The 17192-nt window shown below is 59.5% G+C and carries 16 protein-coding genes; 9 read left to right on the top strand and 7 right to left on the bottom strand.

The features are described from left to right. The first annotated feature begins 13 nt into the window (after positions 1–13). On the top strand, positions 14–970 hold the full coding sequence (locus J8I82_RS14730; protein ID WP_209758622.1) for a DMT family transporter: 957 nt from the start codon (positions 14–16) through the stop codon (positions 968–970). A 66-nt stretch (positions 971–1036) separates the two neighbouring features. On the opposite strand, the gene J8I82_RS14725 is transcribed toward J8I82_RS14730, so the two are convergent. From J8I82_RS14725 to J8I82_RS14695, 7 genes are all read right to left on the bottom strand, one after another. Beyond that, positions 1037–1498 (bottom strand): Lrp/AsnC family transcriptional regulator, encoded by a 462-nt coding sequence (locus tag J8I82_RS14725; RefSeq protein WP_209758620.1) that lies wholly within the window; start codon positions 1496–1498, stop codon positions 1037–1039. Positions 1499–1887: 389 nt separating this feature from the next. Next, positions 1888–2712, bottom strand: coding sequence for an HpcH/HpaI aldolase/citrate lyase family protein (locus J8I82_RS14720; RefSeq protein ID WP_209758618.1), 825 nt, complete (start codon positions 2710–2712; stop codon positions 1888–1890). Then, positions 2702–3568 carry an HTD2 family dehydratase gene (locus J8I82_RS14715; protein ID WP_245179762.1) on the bottom strand — a complete coding sequence of 289 codons (867 nt, stop codon included), beginning with the start codon at positions 3566–3568 and terminating at the stop codon, positions 2702–2704. The genes J8I82_RS14720 and J8I82_RS14715 overlap by 11 nt, the downstream gene beginning before the upstream one ends. 30 nt (positions 3569–3598) lie before the next feature. Further along, complete coding sequence (locus tag J8I82_RS14710; protein WP_431831550.1) at positions 3599–5179, bottom strand: MFS transporter; 1581 nt, start codon at positions 5177–5179, stop codon at positions 3599–3601. 125 nt (positions 5180–5304) lie between these two features. Further along, a complete protein-coding gene (locus J8I82_RS14705; RefSeq protein WP_245179761.1) occupies positions 5305–6081 on the bottom strand; it encodes an SDR family NAD(P)-dependent oxidoreductase in 777 nt (258 codons plus the stop codon). 20 nt (positions 6082–6101) lie between these two features. Then, positions 6102–6926, bottom strand: coding sequence for an enoyl-CoA hydratase/isomerase family protein (locus tag J8I82_RS14700; protein ID WP_209758614.1), 825 nt, complete (start codon positions 6924–6926; stop codon positions 6102–6104). A gap of 35 nt (positions 6927–6961) precedes the next feature. Beyond that, on the bottom strand, positions 6962–8452 hold the full coding sequence (locus tag J8I82_RS14695) for an aldehyde dehydrogenase (protein ID WP_209758612.1): 1491 nt from the start codon (positions 8450–8452) through the stop codon (positions 6962–6964). A 388-nt stretch (positions 8453–8840) separates the two neighbouring features. Here J8I82_RS14695 and J8I82_RS14690 point away from each other — a divergent pair, with 388 nt between their 5' ends. The 8 genes from J8I82_RS14690 (at position 8841) to J8I82_RS14655 (ending at position 17169) form a co-directional block, all read left to right on the top strand. Continuing rightward, positions 8841–9935, top strand: a complete 1095-nt coding sequence (locus J8I82_RS14690) for a branched-chain amino acid aminotransferase (protein ID WP_209758610.1) — start codon at positions 8841–8843, stop codon at positions 9933–9935. A 92-nt stretch (positions 9936–10027) separates the two neighbouring features. Next, positions 10028–10879: an acetoacetate decarboxylase family protein gene (locus J8I82_RS14685; protein WP_209758609.1), complete on the top strand. Its 852-nt coding sequence runs from the start codon at positions 10028–10030 to the stop codon at positions 10877–10879. Positions 10880–10882: 3 nt separating this feature from the next. Then, the gene (locus tag J8I82_RS14680) at positions 10883–11590 is read left to right on the top strand and encodes an RraA family protein (RefSeq protein ID WP_209758606.1); all 708 of its coding nucleotides are present in this window, start codon (positions 10883–10885) and stop codon (positions 11588–11590) included. 307 nt (positions 11591–11897) lie between these two features. Next, positions 11898–12521 carry a 2-hydroxychromene-2-carboxylate isomerase gene (locus tag J8I82_RS14675; protein WP_209758605.1) on the top strand — a complete coding sequence of 208 codons (624 nt, stop codon included), beginning with the start codon at positions 11898–11900 and terminating at the stop codon, positions 12519–12521. Between the two features lie 128 nt (positions 12522–12649). After that, a complete protein-coding gene (locus J8I82_RS14670) occupies positions 12650–13423 on the top strand; it encodes an enoyl-CoA hydratase/isomerase family protein (RefSeq protein ID WP_209758603.1) in 774 nt (257 codons plus the stop codon). An 8-nt stretch (positions 13424–13431) separates the two neighbouring features. Then, the gene (locus J8I82_RS14665; protein ID WP_209758601.1) at positions 13432–14118 is read left to right on the top strand and encodes a glutathione S-transferase N-terminal domain-containing protein; all 687 of its coding nucleotides are present in this window, start codon (positions 13432–13434) and stop codon (positions 14116–14118) included. A 108-nt stretch (positions 14119–14226) separates the two neighbouring features. Beyond that, a complete protein-coding gene (locus J8I82_RS14660) occupies positions 14227–14958 on the top strand; it encodes an SDR family NAD(P)-dependent oxidoreductase (RefSeq protein ID WP_209758599.1) in 732 nt (243 codons plus the stop codon). A gap of 138 nt (positions 14959–15096) precedes the next feature. Then, complete coding sequence (locus J8I82_RS14655; protein ID WP_209758597.1) at positions 15097–17169, top strand: carbon starvation CstA family protein; 2073 nt, start codon at positions 15097–15099, stop codon at positions 17167–17169. The last annotated feature ends 23 nt before the right edge of the window (positions 17170–17192 follow it).

Below are 17192 nucleotides of genomic sequence, written 5' to 3'. Positions count from 1 at the left end.
TAGAGCTCTATCCATGGCATCCGCCTCCACCTCAAAGTCCACGCCACTGTATGCGTGGTTTTCGCTGCTATTACCGCCCTTGCTGTGGGCCGGCAACTTCGTCGCCGGGCGAGCCGTACGCGACGACCTGACGCCGATGACGCTTTCCCTTGGGCGCTGGGTCATCGCCCTCCTCTTCTTGCTTCCTTTCGCCTTCAAGGCGATGCGTCGCGATTGGCGCCGCTACTGGGAGCATCGTTGGATGGTGCTTGGCACATCATCTATGGGTATCGCAGCATACAACTCGCTGCTGTATTGCAGCCTGCAGACCACTACTGCCAGCAATGCACTGCTGCTCAACTCCCTGGCGCCCCTTATGATCGTGCTGCTGGGTGCGGTGTTCTACCGCCAGCGCCTGAACTGGAACCAGGGCACAGCGTTGATCCTTTCATTTATCGGGGTCCTGATCCTGGTCTTCCAAGGGAACTGGTCACACTGGCAAAGCATCTCCCTGAACGCCGGAGATGTCATCGTCCTCGTAGCGGCGGCATGTTGGGCCGTATATACGCTTTGGCTGCGCCAACTCCCTGCTGACTTGGATCGGCTCGGCTTGATGGGTGCTCAAATCGCGCTGGCGCTCTTCATTCTGCTACCTTTGACGATACTCGAACACCGTACCGCCACAGTGCCGGAATTGGGTGTCAAGGCCTATGCGGCCTTGGTTTATGTGGGCGTCTTCGCATCGGCACTCGCCTACTTCCTCTATATGCGGGCCGTTCAACACTTCGGTCCTGCGAGGGCCGGCTTGTGTGTGCACCTGGCGCCAGTGTTTGGTGTTGCGCTGTCGGCAGTGTTCCTAGGGGAACAGCTCCACCTCTATCATGCTCTGGGTATTGGAACCATCGCTGTCGGACTGGTTTTCTCGGGGCGTGGCACTGGAGCACAACGGACTCCTAATACCGCGCCTCGTGCTTACAAACAGGCCATTTGAGCGCGCCTCGGCATGCTGCGAGTCTTGCCCGCGATGCCAGGCTCGCCACCATGCGCATCTCGGCACTTAGAGCGGCAGTTCAGATGTTAGCTTGATTCTCTGCATAGGAATTTCAGTCTTGACACTCTGCACGCCTTTGATGCGCACCAGATGCTCCGCCTGGAATTTTCGATATGCGTCGAGATCTTCAGCGACAACTCGCAGCAGAAAATCACAGTCTCCTGCCATCAAGTGACATTCAACGATCTGGGGAAAGCGTTGGACTTCCAGCGTAAAGTTCTCGATCGTCTCTGAATCTTGGCAGGTCAGCCAAATACGAACGAAGACCGTCATCCCAACACCGAGCTTTGCGGCATTGAGCAACGCGACATACCGCTCGATTATTCCGCTTTCCTCGAGCAATTTAACTCGGCGCAGGCAAGGGGACGGCGACAGTCCAACCTTTTCGGCAAGCTCTACGTTCTGAATTCGCCCGTCTTCCTGCAGCGCCCGAAGAATACGTCGATCAATTCTGTCCAGCATCTTCATGCTACCCCTTCTCCATGCGCGACTCGGCAAAGTGCGCCCTAATTGACCACTGGTTCAATATTGAGCGCCAAGTCGAGACGATACCAGTACCAACATGAAGAGCGTACCTGGATTTCCCAATCAGCCCCGCCGACCTCCTGGGGGCCCCTGAACTCAACTTGGGCGGGCACCCATGAGACGTCAGCAAGGAATGATTCAGCAGATCCTGGAAGAGGATGGCTCTGCCGTTCGGGAGCCGTTTAGTTGCATCCCTGCAAGCAACCTATCAGGTCGAAGCAGCAGCTAGTGCGACCGGACGCAAGCACCATTAGGAATGGCTTATCAGCATTCGCTGATAAAGACTGTTGCGCCGAGAAGTTCTGAAGTGCTTCTCGTACGCCAGATCATGATCAGCGTTGCCGCACCTCTGCAAGGATGCGCTGAGCGCGCTCCAGAACAGGGCGATCTACCATCTCGCCATCGACCAACAGAGCCCCCACCTGAGCTTCGTCGGCTCGTTCTGCAACACGCGTCGCCCATGCAATCTCGTCCTCAGTTGGCCGGAATGCGCGGTTCGCATGTTCAAGTTGCCGCGGGTGGATACACAGCTTGCCCCCGAAGCCCTGCAACTTAGCGTCCCGCGCGTCCTGTTCCATCACCTCGGCATCGAGGGAAACGGTCACGCCGTCGATCGGCGGCGGTAGGTTTGCGGCACGAGAGGCCAGAACCAGTTTCGACCGAGCGAGCCGCATCGTCGTCGAGTCCGATGCACAGCCAACGTCGACCCCAAAATCGACGCCGCCAAAAGCAAAGCAGTGAAGGACCGGATGAGTGGCAATACGGGGTAAATTGGCCAGGCCCTTGGCGGTTTCAATCAGGGCGACTACCGGTAACGGTGCGGGCATCAGAGCCAGCAGCGCATCAAAGTCTTCGGGCCGTTCGACCTTGGGCAGAACGATCCCGGATACCCGAGCCTGCACAGCTGCCGGCACGTCGAGCGCAAAGTCCTTCGTTCCAACCGCATTCACTCGAACGTACAAAGGACAGCCGACCGCCGGAAGCTGGGCAACCGCAAGGCGAGCTGGGGCTTTGTGCTCGGGCAGTACAGCATCTTCGAGGTCAACGATGATTGCATCTGTCCCGGCGCGCACTGCCTTTGCGAGCAGGTCTAGTCTGGTTCCCGGCACGAAGAGCCAGGAGCGGAGCAGTCTGCGTCCCGTTAGTTCATTCGACATGAGCGGTTGCCTCCATGACGGTCTGCCCGTGCTGGTCCTCGATCCACAGCAGCACCTCTCCACCTGGCTGGCGGGCGCCGCACAGCTCGAACGGAGCATCGTCGAACAGCGGTCGTCGCGAGGTAAATGCATACGACTTCACGGTGCGCGCAGGGAACTCCTGCGAGAACATGTCGAGCAACAGCATCGCCTGCAGAGGGCCATGAATTACAAGCCCCGGATAGCCCTCCTCTGCTTGCGCGTAGCCCCGGTCATAGTGGATACGATGCCCGTTGAACGTCAGCGCCGAAAAACGGAATAGGAGCACGCCGTCCGGTACCACACGGCGCCACCATTCCGCCGCCTTAGGCGAAGGCTTCGGCGCAGTCGAGGCCACGTTCGTGGCGGCGCCGCTCCGCTCGGCGCCACGATAGACGATGTCCTGGTCCTCCGTGACAACGGGACCATACCGGTCAGTCACGGTATGCCGCACTTTCACAAATACAAGGGGACCAGATCGGCCCTCCTTGCCCTGGACTTCCATGATTGTTGAAGTCCGCTCGATGTCCCGGCCGACACATATAGGCCGGTGGAACTCTATCCGGCTCCCGGCCCACATGCGGCGCGGCAACGATACGGGAGGGAGAAATCCTCCCCTTGCGGGATGCCCATCGGGCCCAATCTCGCACTGAGGTGCCGACGGCAGAAAGAACAACCAGTGCGACAACGGCGGGACTGCAGATCCTGCAGCAAGATTGCCTTCGTCGCGGTCCAAAACCGCCGCGAGTCGAGCGACCGGCCCCGCTGTAACGCTATCTGTGCTGGTCTCTTTGCGGCCAATCCAGCCCTTCCACGTTTCGATTTCAGTTTTCGTCATGATGTGCATCCCGCAGTCCGCGCTAGAAGCTCAGCGCGTAATATCGACAGCTTTGGTTTCTCTTACGAACAGCAGGCCTACGACAAACGTCAGTGCAGCCACGCCGATTGGGTAGTAGAGACCAGCGAAGACATTCCCCGTGGTTACCACCAACCACGACGAGACCAGGGGCAAGAACCCGCCGAAGCAGCCGTTTCCAACGTGGTAAGGGAGCGACAGCGACGTGTAGCGGATTCGCGCTGGGAACAACTCCACCAGGAATGCAGCCATTGGCCCGTACACCATCGCTACATATGTCATCAGCACAGTGAGTAGCAGGAGTACCATCGGCTTGTTGACCTGCGCCGGGTCTGCGGCTGCGGGGTAGCCGACATCTTTCACTGCCGCTGCAAGCGCCTTTGCATCCGGCTCTTTCAACAGCGTTGCCCCAATCGACACCACGAGATCACCACCCGCGGCGGCTACGGTCTCATAAGGAACACCCCGCGAAGCCAACTCACTGCGGATCGTCTCGCAGCGCTTATCGCAGTTTGCAGGGGCCTGTACGACCACCGGAGCCACTGCCATCGCTCGCTCCAAAGCGGGATTAGCGTAGTGAGTCAACCCCTTGTAAATTGGAAGGAACGTAAGGACGCCCAGCAAGCAACCCGCAAGCATGATGGGCTTCCGGCCGATGAGATCGGATAAGTACCCGAAGATGACGAAGAGCGGAGTGCCAATGACCAGCGCCACGGAAACGAGGAACGTGGCAGTCGCAAAATCGACCTTCAGAACACTTTGCAGGAAGAACAAGGCGTAGAATTGGCCGGTGTACCACACCACCGCCTGGCCAGCAATGGCGCCAAACAACGCAGTCAGGATGACTTTGACGTTGCGCTTGTCGGCAAAGCTTTCCTTGATCGGCGCTTTAGAGAGGCCTTGCTCTGCCTTCATACGCAGAAACACAGGCGACTCGCTCAGCTTAAGCCGAATGTAGACTGATACGGCTAGCAGAAGCAGGGAGACGAGGAACGGGATGCGCCAGCCCCACGAGCGGAACTCTTCTTCGCCAAGCGTGGTGCGGCAGGCCAGAATGACACCCAGCGACATCAGGAAGCCAATCGTACCGGTGGTCTGAATCCAGCTGGTGCGTGCACCGCGTCGATTCGACGGCGCATGCTCGGCCACGTAGATCGCGGCTCCGCCGTATTCACCCCCCATGGCGAGACCTTGAACGAGCCGCAACGCCACCAGAAGAATCGGGGCCAGCACGCCCACCTGCTCGTAGGTCGGCAGGACACCGACCAGAGCCGTAGAGGCACCCATCAACAGAATCGTAACCAGGAACGTCTGCTTGCGGCCCAGCAAATCTCCTAACCGGCCGAATACAAGTGCTCCCAGCGGCCGAACCGCGAAGCCTGCGCCAAATGTCGCAAGGCTTGCGAGCAGCGCTGCGGTGCTGTTACCCTTAGGAAAGAACAGGGTACCGAAGAAGACGGCAAGGCTGCCGTAAAGATAAAAGTCGTACCACTCGAATACCGTGCCTAGCGATGACCCGAGAATTACTCGCCGTTCATCACGCGCGCTGACCGTCGCCGAGTGCTTCTCGACTGTTCCGATTGCTGTTTCCACCGATGTCTCCCATATGAGCCGTCGACCTGCTGTCGCAGAGGCGGGTTACGCGACGACTCTGTGCGTGACCGCCCCTCGCGCCGGCGATGTTCTCGCCGGCGCGTTGCTGGTGTGCGCGCTGAAGATCAGAGCAGCGTCGTTCCGCCGTCCACCATCAGCGTCTGACCCGTCACGAAACGGCTATCCTCACCGGCGAGGAACAGAACGGCACCGACGACGTCTTGCGGTGTCAGGTTGCCCTTCAAGCTCTGACCGGCCTTGATTGCGTCAGTGGCCTTGTCCAGTTTGTCGTCGAAGAACTGGCTAGTGGCCTCCGTCAGAACAAGGCTCGGCGCGACACTGTTCACGCGGATCCAGTGACGCCCAACTTCCCGCGCCAGGCCGCGAGTGATGCCGATTACCGCCGCTTTCGAGGCGGTGTAGTGCAGCGCATAGGGCATACCGTAAGTTGCTGCCAGCGAAGCAATGTTGATGATGCTGCCGCCGCCCGCCTCGCGCATGGCTGCGAAAACCGCCTTACTGCAGTTCCACACGCCCTTCACGTTCACAGCCATGCAGCGGTCCCAGAGCCCGGGATCGATGTCAGTGAACGGCGTGTTCTTCAGGTCTGCCCACAGTGCGGCATTGTTGACAAGCACGTCGATGCGGCCAAAGCGTTCGACTGCTGCGGCCGCCATGGCCTTGGTGCTGTTCTCGTCAGCAACGTCAACCTTGACGGACATGCACGCGATCCCCTCTGCGGTCAGCAGAGCTTCCGATTCGGCGCAGTCGTTCAGATCGGCAAGCACCACGGATGCACCCCGGCGGCCAAGTTGAAGCGCGTACTCGCGGCCCAGACCACGTGCGGCGCCGGTGATGATTACGGTCTTGCCGGTCATCGGCGTGTAGGTTTGATCGGTCATTTGTCAGTCCTCCATTGCTCTCAATTTGCCCGCCGCGAGGCGAAGCGTTCAATACCCTGCTCCAGGTCTTCTGAATGCACGGTCGTGTTCCAAAGGGTGTTTTCCATCCAGAGTCCATCGGACAAGCTGCGGCCGAGACCGCGAAGCACCGACTCCTTGTCCGCTCGGATAGACGTCTGAGGCAACGCGGCGATGCCGCGCGCATACTCCATGGCCGCAGACACGACGCTTTCGCGCGGCACCACGCGGTTCAGGAATCCGATACGGTGCGCTTCTTCCGCGTCAAACTTTCGCCCGCTGATGATGAGATCGAGCGCATTGCCCAACCCAACGATGTGGGGAAGCCGCTGGGTCAGCCCGGATTCGCAACCGATGTCCCACCGCCGGTTCAGCACGCCAAATTCAGCTTCAGCAGCACCGATACGGATATCGCAAGCCATTGCGATTTCCATGCCGCCAGCCAGGCAATAGCCGTTGATCGCTGCGACAATTGGCTTGAAAACGTCAATGCCGCGGGTGAGACCACCGAGGCCAGGCCCGAAGGATGCGCGGTTTCGCAGCGCCTCCAGCTTTTGCCCCTTGGTCTGTTTGGCGTAACCCTTGATGTCCCACCCAGCGCAGAAGGACTTCTCCCCTGCTCCAGTCAGAACGGCGACATTCAGTTCCGGATCAGCGCGGAAAGCTAGCCATGCGCGACAAAGGTCTTCATGCACCCGCTCATCGATGCAGTTCTCGCTGCGCGAGTTGTCAATCGTGATCAGGACGATGCCGCCTTCATGCTTTTCGTAGCGGATTGCCTGGAACTCACCGGACATGGCGTCCTCCTTGTTTCGCACATCGTTCATGCTGTTGCTTCATTTCCCTTCCCTTTCCTTTACCCTTATCGCAGGCGCAGCCACGTCGTTTTCAGGTCAGTGAACTTCTCAAGACCCTGCAGGCCTTTATCCCGCCCGAAGCCGGATTGCTTGAAGCCACCGAACGGCACACCGAGGTCGATCTCGTCGTAGGTGTTCACCCACACGGTGCCGGCCCGCAATCCACGTGCAAACCTATGCGCCTTGCTGACATCACGAGTCCAGACCGACGCCGCCAGCCCATAGGTCGAGTCATTGGCCATTGCGAGTGCATCCGCTTCGTCGTCGAAGGGGATGACCGTCAGCACCGGGCCAAAGATTTCTTCCCGAGCAATGGTCATGCTTGCGGCTGCATCGTCAAAGAGAGTCGGGCTCATAAAGTAGCCACCGGTCTCTTCCAGGAGGCGTTTGCCGCCGAGTCGCAGTTGAGCCCCCTCTCGTTGGCCAGACTCGACGTAGCCAAGGATTCGATCCAACTGCACGTTGTTGACGATTGCGCCCAGACGCGTCTGCGGATCCAGCGGATCTCCTGGCGTCAGCTTTTGCGCGGTCCGTATCACGCGTTCCAGAAGCTCGTCCTTGATCTTGCGGTCCACAATGAGCCGGGAACCGGCATAGCAGACCTGGCCCTGGTTGCTGTAGATGCCAAACGTGACAGCCTTGGCGACGGCATCGAGATCATCGAAGTCGGAGAGGACCACTTGCGGGCTCTTGCCGCCACACTCCAGACTCAGTCGCTTCATGTTGGATTGGCCTGCGTACTGCAGGAACAACTTGCCCACAGCGGCAGATCCCGTGAAGGAAATGAAGTCCACGTCTGGGTGCAGGCCGAGCGCGCGCCCGGCTTCCGGACCCGTTCCGGGTACGACGTTGAATACGCCCTCGGGGATGCCGGCTTCTCGCGCAAGTTCCGCCAGGCGCATTGCAGTGAAAGGCGCTTCTTCAGCCGGCTTCAGAACGACCGAGTTGCCCGTGGCTAGCGCGGGCGCAATGCGCCACGTCGCAAGCAGCAAAGGGTAGTTCCATGGCGTCACGATACCGATGACGCCGAGTGGTTCACGCGTGATCGTGGCCACGACGTCCGGACCTGTCGGCGCAACCTGGTCATAGATCTTGTCGACCGCCTCGGCATTCCAGGCAAAGCAAGCCGCCGATGCCGGAACATCGATGGCGGTGGTATCCCGAATTGGCTTGCCAACGCTGAGGGACTCCAGCAGCGCCAGCTCATCTGCGTGTGCACGCATAAGGTCGGCGAGTGCGAGCAGACGGCGCTTGCGCTGAGCAGGCGCCATGCGTCGCCACGGACCCGTATCGAATGCCTTTCGCGCAGCCTTCACCGCAGCATCCACCTCAGCTTCACCGCAAGCGGACACCTGAGCGAGTTCCTTGCCCGTAGCCGGGTTAATACAAGCGAATGTCTGCTCGGCAGCAACGTTGCCAGCTCCGATCACCGCTTCCGTGGGCAGACGCAGCGACTTTGCGCGTTCCTGCCAATCAATAACCGCACCCTTCTCCATCGCACCCTCCATCAGACTGTCTACGATGAGAAAAGAATAACAACGTTATTTTTGAATAGCAAGTGTCATTTCGATGGACTAGAATGGTCTTAGGGAATGCACGGAGACGACGATCAGTGTGTATCTGCGCCATCACTTGGCGCGCCGTTGATGAAGTCTTCGCGCCGACACCACGAAGTGCGAGGCGATGGCGTCATACGGGAGACACGGATGAGACACGCGGCCATGGACTGCCACGAGATGTGGCGCTCCTGGCAGCGACTGCCAAGTTCTGCGATCCAACGGGCTCAAACGCAAGCGCGTGCCACACCGTTACCGCTAAATTCTCTTCACCAGTTTCCAGAGCGGGCCGCTGCTCCGGCGCCGCGCCACCAGTGAGAGGACAAGCATGAGTACCAGCAAGGGGACCTTCCGATTCGAACCCAACCCTTCCCCATGTGATCCATCAGAGCGATACACGTTGCTCGAGAACCCGGGCTTCGGCAGGGTTTTCACAGACCACATGGCGACGATCCGCTATTCGGAGGCTCTCGGATGGAATGACGCCAAGATCGGCGCACGCGAAGCGTTTCGTCTCGAACCCTCCACCCTGGTCTTCCACTACGCGCAAGAGATTTTTGAAGGCATGAAGGCCTACCGCCTGCCGGACGGGAGTGCCGCTCTGTTCCGTCCCGACGCCAATGCGCGGCGGTTCCAGCATTCCGCCGCCCGGCTCGCCATGCCGCTGCTGCCCGAAGAGCTCTTTATCGAGGCCGTTCGCCAGCTAGTCCAAATCGAATCTGCCTGGATTCCGTCGACCGAGGGATCGGCGCTCTATCTGCGCCCCTTCATGATCGCCACCGAGGCTGTTCTGGGTGTCAAGCCGTCCAGCGACTATCTGTTCTGTGTGGTTGCAACCCCTGTGGGCGCCTACTTCAAAGGCGGCTCTGCCGCGGTAAAGCTGTGGACCTCCGAAAGGTACTCGCGAGCCGCTCCTGGTGGCACCGGGGACGCAAAGTGTGGCGGCAACTACGCCGCCAGCCTCGCCGCACAGGCAGAAGCAATCAGGCATGGCTGCGACCAAGTGGTGTTTCTCGACGCTGTTGAACGTCGTTGGGTTGAGGAGTTGGGGGGCATGAACGTCTTTTTCGTCTTTGAGGACGGTTCCTTGCAGACGCCGCCGTTGACCGGAACGATCCTCGCTGGCATCACCCGCGCATCCTTAATCACTCTGGCTCGTGACATGGGAATGACGGTGCGGGAAGAGCCGTACGCAATCGACCAATGGGAGGCCGACGCCAGGAGCGGCCGATTGGTCGAGGCGTTTGCGTGCGGTACCGCAGCAGTAGTGAGTGCCATCGGCCATGTAAAGAATTCGGAGTCCGCTTTCACCGTCGGCGACGGCAATGTCGGTCCTGTCACGGCCCGGCTGAAAGCGGCATTACTTGGCATCCAGACAGGCCGCGCTTCGGATGCCCATGGCTGGGTTCACCGGCTTCCGTAATACGACGGCTGGCTATTGTCGGCAGCCGCGCGCTCAAGGCGGCCGGCCCTTAAGTTGACTGAACGAGCGCCAACATCTTCTAGGACAATCACATGACGCGATTTGCCGCAGCACAGGGCTTCATGGGCCCATTCTCGTACGACGGCGGAGCAAGCATTGCCCCCTATCCGCCGTGGCACTATGCAGCCGATTTCACAACGATTGAATGCTGGGTCGATCCGGCAAGCATCGAGGCCCTCCTTCCGCCAGAACTGAGCCTCCACCCTGAAGAGCGAGGGTTGGTCACGGTTTCCTTTGTTGACTGGCAAGCCTGCACCGATACCGGCGGTGAACTGCTTGACCCGATACGCTCTCAGTATCGCGAATGCATCGTGCTTGCCAGCGTGCAGTATGAGGGCAAGCTGATGCAATACTGCCCCTACATCGTGGTCGATCAAGACACTTCACTGGCACGAGGCTGGGCCTTGGGTTACCCGAAGAAGATTGGCTCCGTATGGGTGACCCGCACAATGGGCGTAACGTCGGTCGCTTCGCCGGCTGTCGTTCATGGCTCGACCTTCGCTGGAACCGTAGCGGTGAAAGATCGTCGCATCGCGGAAGGCCACGTAAAGCTCGATGGACGAGCCGATGGCTCGGCGGTGACTTTCGGCAGTAGGCCCATCGTCGCACTTCGGCACTTCCCTTCAATGTTTGAAGGTGAGCATGACCGTCCCGCTGTATTCGAACTCGTGCGCCTGCAGGCGGAGAACGTACAGGCTGGGCCGGTGTGGGAAGGTGCAGCTGACCTCACTCTTTATGACTCGCCCACCGAGATCCTGAGCACGCTGCGCCCGACGCGAATCGGAAGGGGCTGGCGCTATTCGCTGGCTATGACAAACCGGAACAACCACTTGCTGCGCGACCTCCGCGGTACCGCCGAGCAAGTCCAATCCAAGGAGAACTGAGCGATGGAACCCGTACAACTCCAACGGACGTACTTCGACCTGACCACGCCCCACGTCGCTGATGCGTGCATGCGCCTCGGCATTCCCGTCCGCTGCGCGCCGGCAGGAACGACCCCGCTATGGGCCGGTACGCATATGGTTGGCCGCGTGCGCCCAGCGCGGCACTATGGCAGCGTCGATGTCTTCCTTGAAGCTATCGACGGTGCCACACCCGGAGACGTCATGGTGGTCGACAATGGCGGACGCCTCGATGAAGCTTGCGTCGGCGACCTCGTGACCCTCGAAGCCGCCCGTGCAGGCCTGTCCGGTATCGTCATCTGGGGCCTGCACCGCGACACTACCGAACTGCGTGCCATCCGGCTGCCGGTGTTCAGCATCGGTTCTTTGGCGGCAGGTCCGCAACGCCTTGACGAGCAGGAACCTCAGGCCCTCACCGTCGCAAAATGCGGCCAGCACGAAGTCACGGCTGAGGACTTCGTTCTGGGCGATAACGATGGCGTCGTCTTTGTCCCGCTCGACCGCGCCGCTGAAGTCGCCGAACTGGCGACCACCATTCGCGACACGGAACGCCGCCAAGCCGCGAAGATGCAACTCGGTACGAGCTTCAGGACCCAGGCGCGCTTTGACGAATTTCTAGCGGCAAAGCGCTCTGGCGCAGCAATTACGTTCCGCCAGTATCTCCGCTCGATCGGCGGCGCAATCGAGGAGTGACAACGGCGGCGCTTCATACACGGCGACTGCCAAACTAGAGGGGGTCGAGTCATCGCGATGACAACGCCCTCAAGCTAGGCTTGGTAACGTACCAGTGATGATTCAGGCGTTGAGCAAAGCAACTGGGACAGCACTAGGTCCCGGTTGAGCTTGCTGGATTAAATGCTGAGGTATCGCATAGCGGGCGCTACCGTCGTACAACTTGCAACGAGAAGAATGAAGCGCCTGCCCTCGCAGGCGAACCAGCTTGAAGGTCTGCTGCGGCGCTGCAACTGCGCCGCTATGTACAAGCACAAGGAGCAGAGCCATGGAGAAGGCTGACTGGTTCTTCGACGTCATCTCGCCGTTCGGATATCTGCACTTCCACTCGCTGGCGGCACTCGATGGCCGTGTCGACGTTCAAACAATACCCGTGCTATTGGCCGGATTGTTGAAGCACTGGGATACCAAGGGCCCCGCCGAGATACCACCGAAGCGGCTACACACGTACCAGTATTGTGTTTGGAAGGCCGGAGAGCTCAACCTACCGTTCCGGATGCCGCCGCGACACCCATTCAACTCCCTCAACGCACAGAGGCTGCTGGTTGCCGCACAAGCAGACAGAGAGGTAGTGAGTCGAGCTTTCGACTTCGTGTATGGAGAAGGTCGCGATCCAGAACTCGAATTCGACGCCTTCGCCGAGCATCTAGGACTTAACAATGCGCGTGAAATAGTGGGCGCGACCGCGGTCAAGCAACAGTTGCTAGCCAACACTGAGCGCGCCATTTCTCTTGGCGCATTTGGCGTTCCAACCCTAATGGTACGAGGTCGCCTGTTTTGGGGCAGCGATACGGTCGAATGGACACGGGCTTTCCTTGACGACCCAAAGCTGTTCGAACGACCGACGTATGAGGACGCTGCACGCTCCGAGTTTGGTGTCGCACGCCGCTAGAGCAGCATCTTCGAACACCAGCAGATCCCGTTAGGCAACGCGACTTGTCATCAGAACGACAGCATCCTGTTGCATGACTTGCTAAGTTAGCGCGCATCCGGTCCCACAGAAGATTTAAGGAGACATCCATGGCATGGACAATCGAAGAGTTGCAAGGCTGCGCACTCGTGCGCATGAACACCAACAAGGTCAATGTGCAGAACGATCAGTTCTTCACCGACCTCCACGAAGCGTTTGACCGGCTCGAACGTGACTTTGGCGAACTTCCTGTGATCCTGACGGGCCAAGGTGATGCTTTCTCTGCGGGTATTGACTTCCAGTACAGCTTCGACATTTTTGGCAGCGGCGACCTGGACAGGATTCGACAATGGTACCGCGCATATCGCGAGACGAACCTGCGCATCTTCCAGTATCCAAGGCCTACCGTCGCCGCGGTGAACGGCCACGCCATTGCAGGCGGTCTAATCACCGCGCTTGACTGCGACTTCCGGGTTGCGGCGCGCAAGACCGCGAAGTTCGGCCTGAACGAGGTGCCCATCGGCATCCCGATGCCGGCGGCCTATGTCGAGATTATCAAGTACGCCCTTGGCGACCAAGTCGGAGCACTGGCAACGCTACGCGGACAGCTCTATGGCCTTGAGGAGGCTGAGCGCCTAGGCTTCTTCCACGAGGTAGTCGAGCCCAACCAGTTGCTCGCCGCGGCAGTCAGTTATGCCCGATGTATCACTCCGGATTGTAATAAGGCTTACGCCATGTCCAAGAAGGCGCTGCAAGACAGCGTCATGCGACAAATTGACGAGCGTACGGTCGCACTGGATGACCTCCTGCCGGCTGGCATGAGCGACGAAGGCAATCGGCGTGCCCAAGATCGGCGCAGGCTGGAAATCATCCGCAAGCGATAAACAAGGCCATGATTGACCTCTACAGCTGGCCAGCCCCGAATGGGCACAAGATCCATATATTGCTCGAAGAACTGGAAGTTCCCTTTCGGATCATCCCGATAAATATTACCGCTGGCGACCAGCACCAGCGAAGCTATCGCACCATCAATCCGAACGGGAAGATTCCAGCCATCGTGGATCATGCGCCGTTGGATGGCGGCGCCCCTCACACGGTGTTTGAGACCGGCGCGATCCTCCAATACCTTGCGGAGAAGGAGGAGCGTTTCCTTCCCACGGATCCTCGGCAACGCAGTGAGGTCCTTCAATGGCTGTTCTGGCAGGTGGGTGGTCTAGGGCCGATGATGGGGCAAGCGCAACACTTCTTCCGTTATGCGTCGACACCAGTTCCCTATGCCATCGAGCGGTACCAGATAGAGACTCGGCGGTTGCTGAGAATTCTGAATGACCGTCTGAAGGAGAGGGACTACGTTTGCGACGCATATTCCATCGTCGATATGGCGTGCTTCCCCTGGATCCGCATCCACAAGATGACAGGTATCTCACTGGACGAGTTTCCAGCAGTGCGAGCTTGGTATGGTCGAATGCGCGCAAGGCCAGCCGTAGGGCGGGCGCTGGAGCTTCTCAGAGACCGCTGGGTCGACGTCACTACGTCAGCCGAGGCTAAGCACAATCTCTTTCAAAAGACATCATATTGAGCCCGCACGGTACTTGGCCGTTCGTATTGTGCACCGGCCAAAGCCAGGCATCCCAGCACTCTAGGCAATGAGGATTGCCGAGGCAGAGAAGTTAGCAAGGGGTTGTTCATGAAGTTGCCAGCGGCAGTCGTCGTCGGGGTAGGTACGCAAGAGGGCTTGGGGGCCGCTCTTTGCCGCAAATTTGCTGACGAAAAGCGCCACGTCTTCGTGGCAGGGCGCACACAGGAAAAGCTAAATCAGGTAGTCGCAGGCATCAGGGCAATCGGGGGATCTGCAGAGTCCCTGCAGATGGATGCCACCCGTGAGGAGGACGTGGTCTATTTGCTGAGTAAGGCCTTCGGCCCCTCTGATGACTATGTGGCGCCCGACCTCGTAGTCTTCAACGCAGGCAACAGTCAACGAATCGATTTTCGGGAGCTGACCGCGGAGCAGTTTGAGGACTTCTGGCGAGTCGGTTGCTTTGCCGGCTTCCTGGTCGGCCGGGAAACCGCGCGGCTCATGGCGCCGCTCGGAAGAGGAACCCTCATATTCACTGGGGCGTCTGCCAGTCTGCGCGGTCGACCGGGATATGCCCATTTCTCCGCGGCCAAAGCCGGACTTCGAATGCTCAGTCAATCCATGGCGCGAGAGTTTGGCCCGCATGGTCTTCACGTCGCCCACGTAACTATTGACGGACGTATTGATAGCGAAGGTCGACCCGCCCCGGCCCTGGCCTCAACTGATACCGATGCACTGCTCAGTACCGATGCAATCGCACATGCTTACTGGCAGCTCCATGAGCAGCATAAGTCGGCTTGGACTCAGGAGTTGGATCTGCGGCCGTTCAGAGATGCTTTCTGAACACGCATCGTAACAACGATAGGCAACCATTCAAACGTTTCACCCTTTCCGCCGACCACCCAGCGGCCGTCCAGCGCTAACCCACTCAAAAACTTCTGCTGGTCTGACTAGCCAGCATTCCTAACTGGAGACTTGTATATGAATCGCATCGGGGAACACCTGGTGTGGCTGGCCGTCGCCGTGCTCGGCGCCTTTGCCTTTGCCACCGTCGCGCTTGCGCGCGGAGAGACCGTCAGCGCGCTATGGATCGTGGTTGCTGCGACCTGTATCTATCTAATCGCGTACCGCTACTACAGCAAGTTTATCGCCGACAAGGTGATGCAGCTTGATGCCTCGCGGATGACGCCGGCGTGGCGCCATAACGACGGTCTGGACTACGTGCCCACCAATAAAGCCGTTCTTTTCGGTCACCACTTCGCCGCCATTGCCGGAGCGGGCCCGTTGGTCGGCCCCGTGCTGGCCGCGCAGATGGGCTACATGCCGGGCATGCTGTGGCTGCTGGCTGGCGTGGTTTTCGCTGGCGCTGTGCAAGACTTCTTGGTGCTGTTCATCTCCACGCGTCGCGACGGCCGCTCACTGGGCGACCTGGTCAAATCCGAGATGGGCACGGTGCCGGGCATGATCGCGCTGTTCGGCTGCTTCATGATTATGGTTATTCTGCTGGCGGTGCTAGCACTGATTGTGGTGAAGGCGCTAGCAGACTCGCCCTGGGGCACCTTCACCGTCGCAGCGACCATCCCAATCGCCTTCTTTATGGGCCTTTACACGCGCTACATCCGCCCAGGCCGCATCGGGGAGGTATCGGTAATTGGCTTCGTGCTGTTGATGCTGACCATCATCGGCGGTCAGTACGTGCATGAAAGTGCGATTCTGGCGCCACTGTTCACCTACGACGGCAAGGCGCTGACCTGGATGCTGATTGTCTACGGTTTCGTTGCTGCTGTGCTGCCGGTGTGGCTGCTGCTGGCCCCTCGCGACTACCTGTCGACCTTCCTAAAGATCGGCACCATCATCGCATTAGCCATTGGCATCCTGATCGTCGCGCCGGAACTGAAGATGCCGGCCTTCACTCAGTTCGCCAAAGGCGGCGGGCCGGTGTGGTCGGGCAGCCTGTTCCCCTTCCTCTTCATCACCATCGCCTGCGGCGCGGTGTCGGGCTTCCACGCGCTGATCGCCTCGGGCACCACGCCCAAGCTACTGGAGAATGAAACGCACGCACGCTTTATCGGCTACGGCGCGATGCTGGCAGAATCCTTCGTCGCCATCATGGCGCTGGTCGCCGCCTCGGTAATTGATCCTGGTGTGTACTTCGCCATGAACAGTCCGGCGGCCGTCATCGGCACCACGCCAGACGCGGTTGCCCAGGCAGTTTCGACTTGGGGCTTCGTCATCACACCCGACCTGCTAATCCAGACCGCCAAGGACGTCGGCGAGAACACCATTCTCTCGCGCGCCGGAGGAGCACCCACACTAGCCGTTGGCATAGCCCACATCCTGCACCAGGTGGTAGGCGGCCAGGCAATGATGGCATTCTGGTACCACTTCGCCATTTTGTTCGAGGCACTCTTTATCCTGACTACAGTTGACGCGGGTACGCGCGTCGGCCGCTTCATGCTGCAGGACCTGCTTGGCAGCTTCATCCCTTCGATGCGCAAGACCGAGTCGATCCCGGCCAACCTCGTTGCCACCGCGCTCTGCGTGTCTGCCTGGGGTTACTTTCTGTACCAAGGTGTGGTTGACCCGCTCGGTGGCATCAACACGCTGTGGCCGTTGTTTGGCATATCCAATCAATTGCTGGCCGCTATTGCACTCGTGCTGACCACCTGCGTGCTGGTAAAGATGAAGCGCGGCCGTTACGCCTGGGTCACGCTGCTGCCGACCGTCTGGCTGCTGGTGTGCACGCTGACCGCCGGTTGGCAAAAGCTGTTCCACGCCGACCCGAAGGTCAGCTTCCTGGCGCACGCATCGAAGTTCAGCGAGGCCATCGCGACCGGCAAGGTTTTGGCTCCTGCTAAGTCGATGGAGCAAATGCACCGCATCGTCTTTAACGACTACCTGGATGCCGGCCTGTGTGCCCTGTTTATGGCGGTGGTGCTGTCGATCGTGTTCTATGGGTTCAAGACCGTGCTACAGGCGCGCAGTATTGACCGCCGCACTGACACGGAAACCCCGTTCGAGCCGCTGCCGGCCGGCACTTCGGCAGCCGGTTAATTGTCCACGCCAGGAGGAATGCA

It is taken from the genome of Cupriavidus consociatus (assembly GCF_017814975.1).
Classification (GTDB): domain Bacteria; phylum Pseudomonadota; class Gammaproteobacteria; order Burkholderiales; family Burkholderiaceae; genus Cupriavidus; species Cupriavidus consociatus.
Note: the sequence above shows the minus strand (reverse complement) of the source record. Positions and strands in the feature narration are given on the sequence as shown.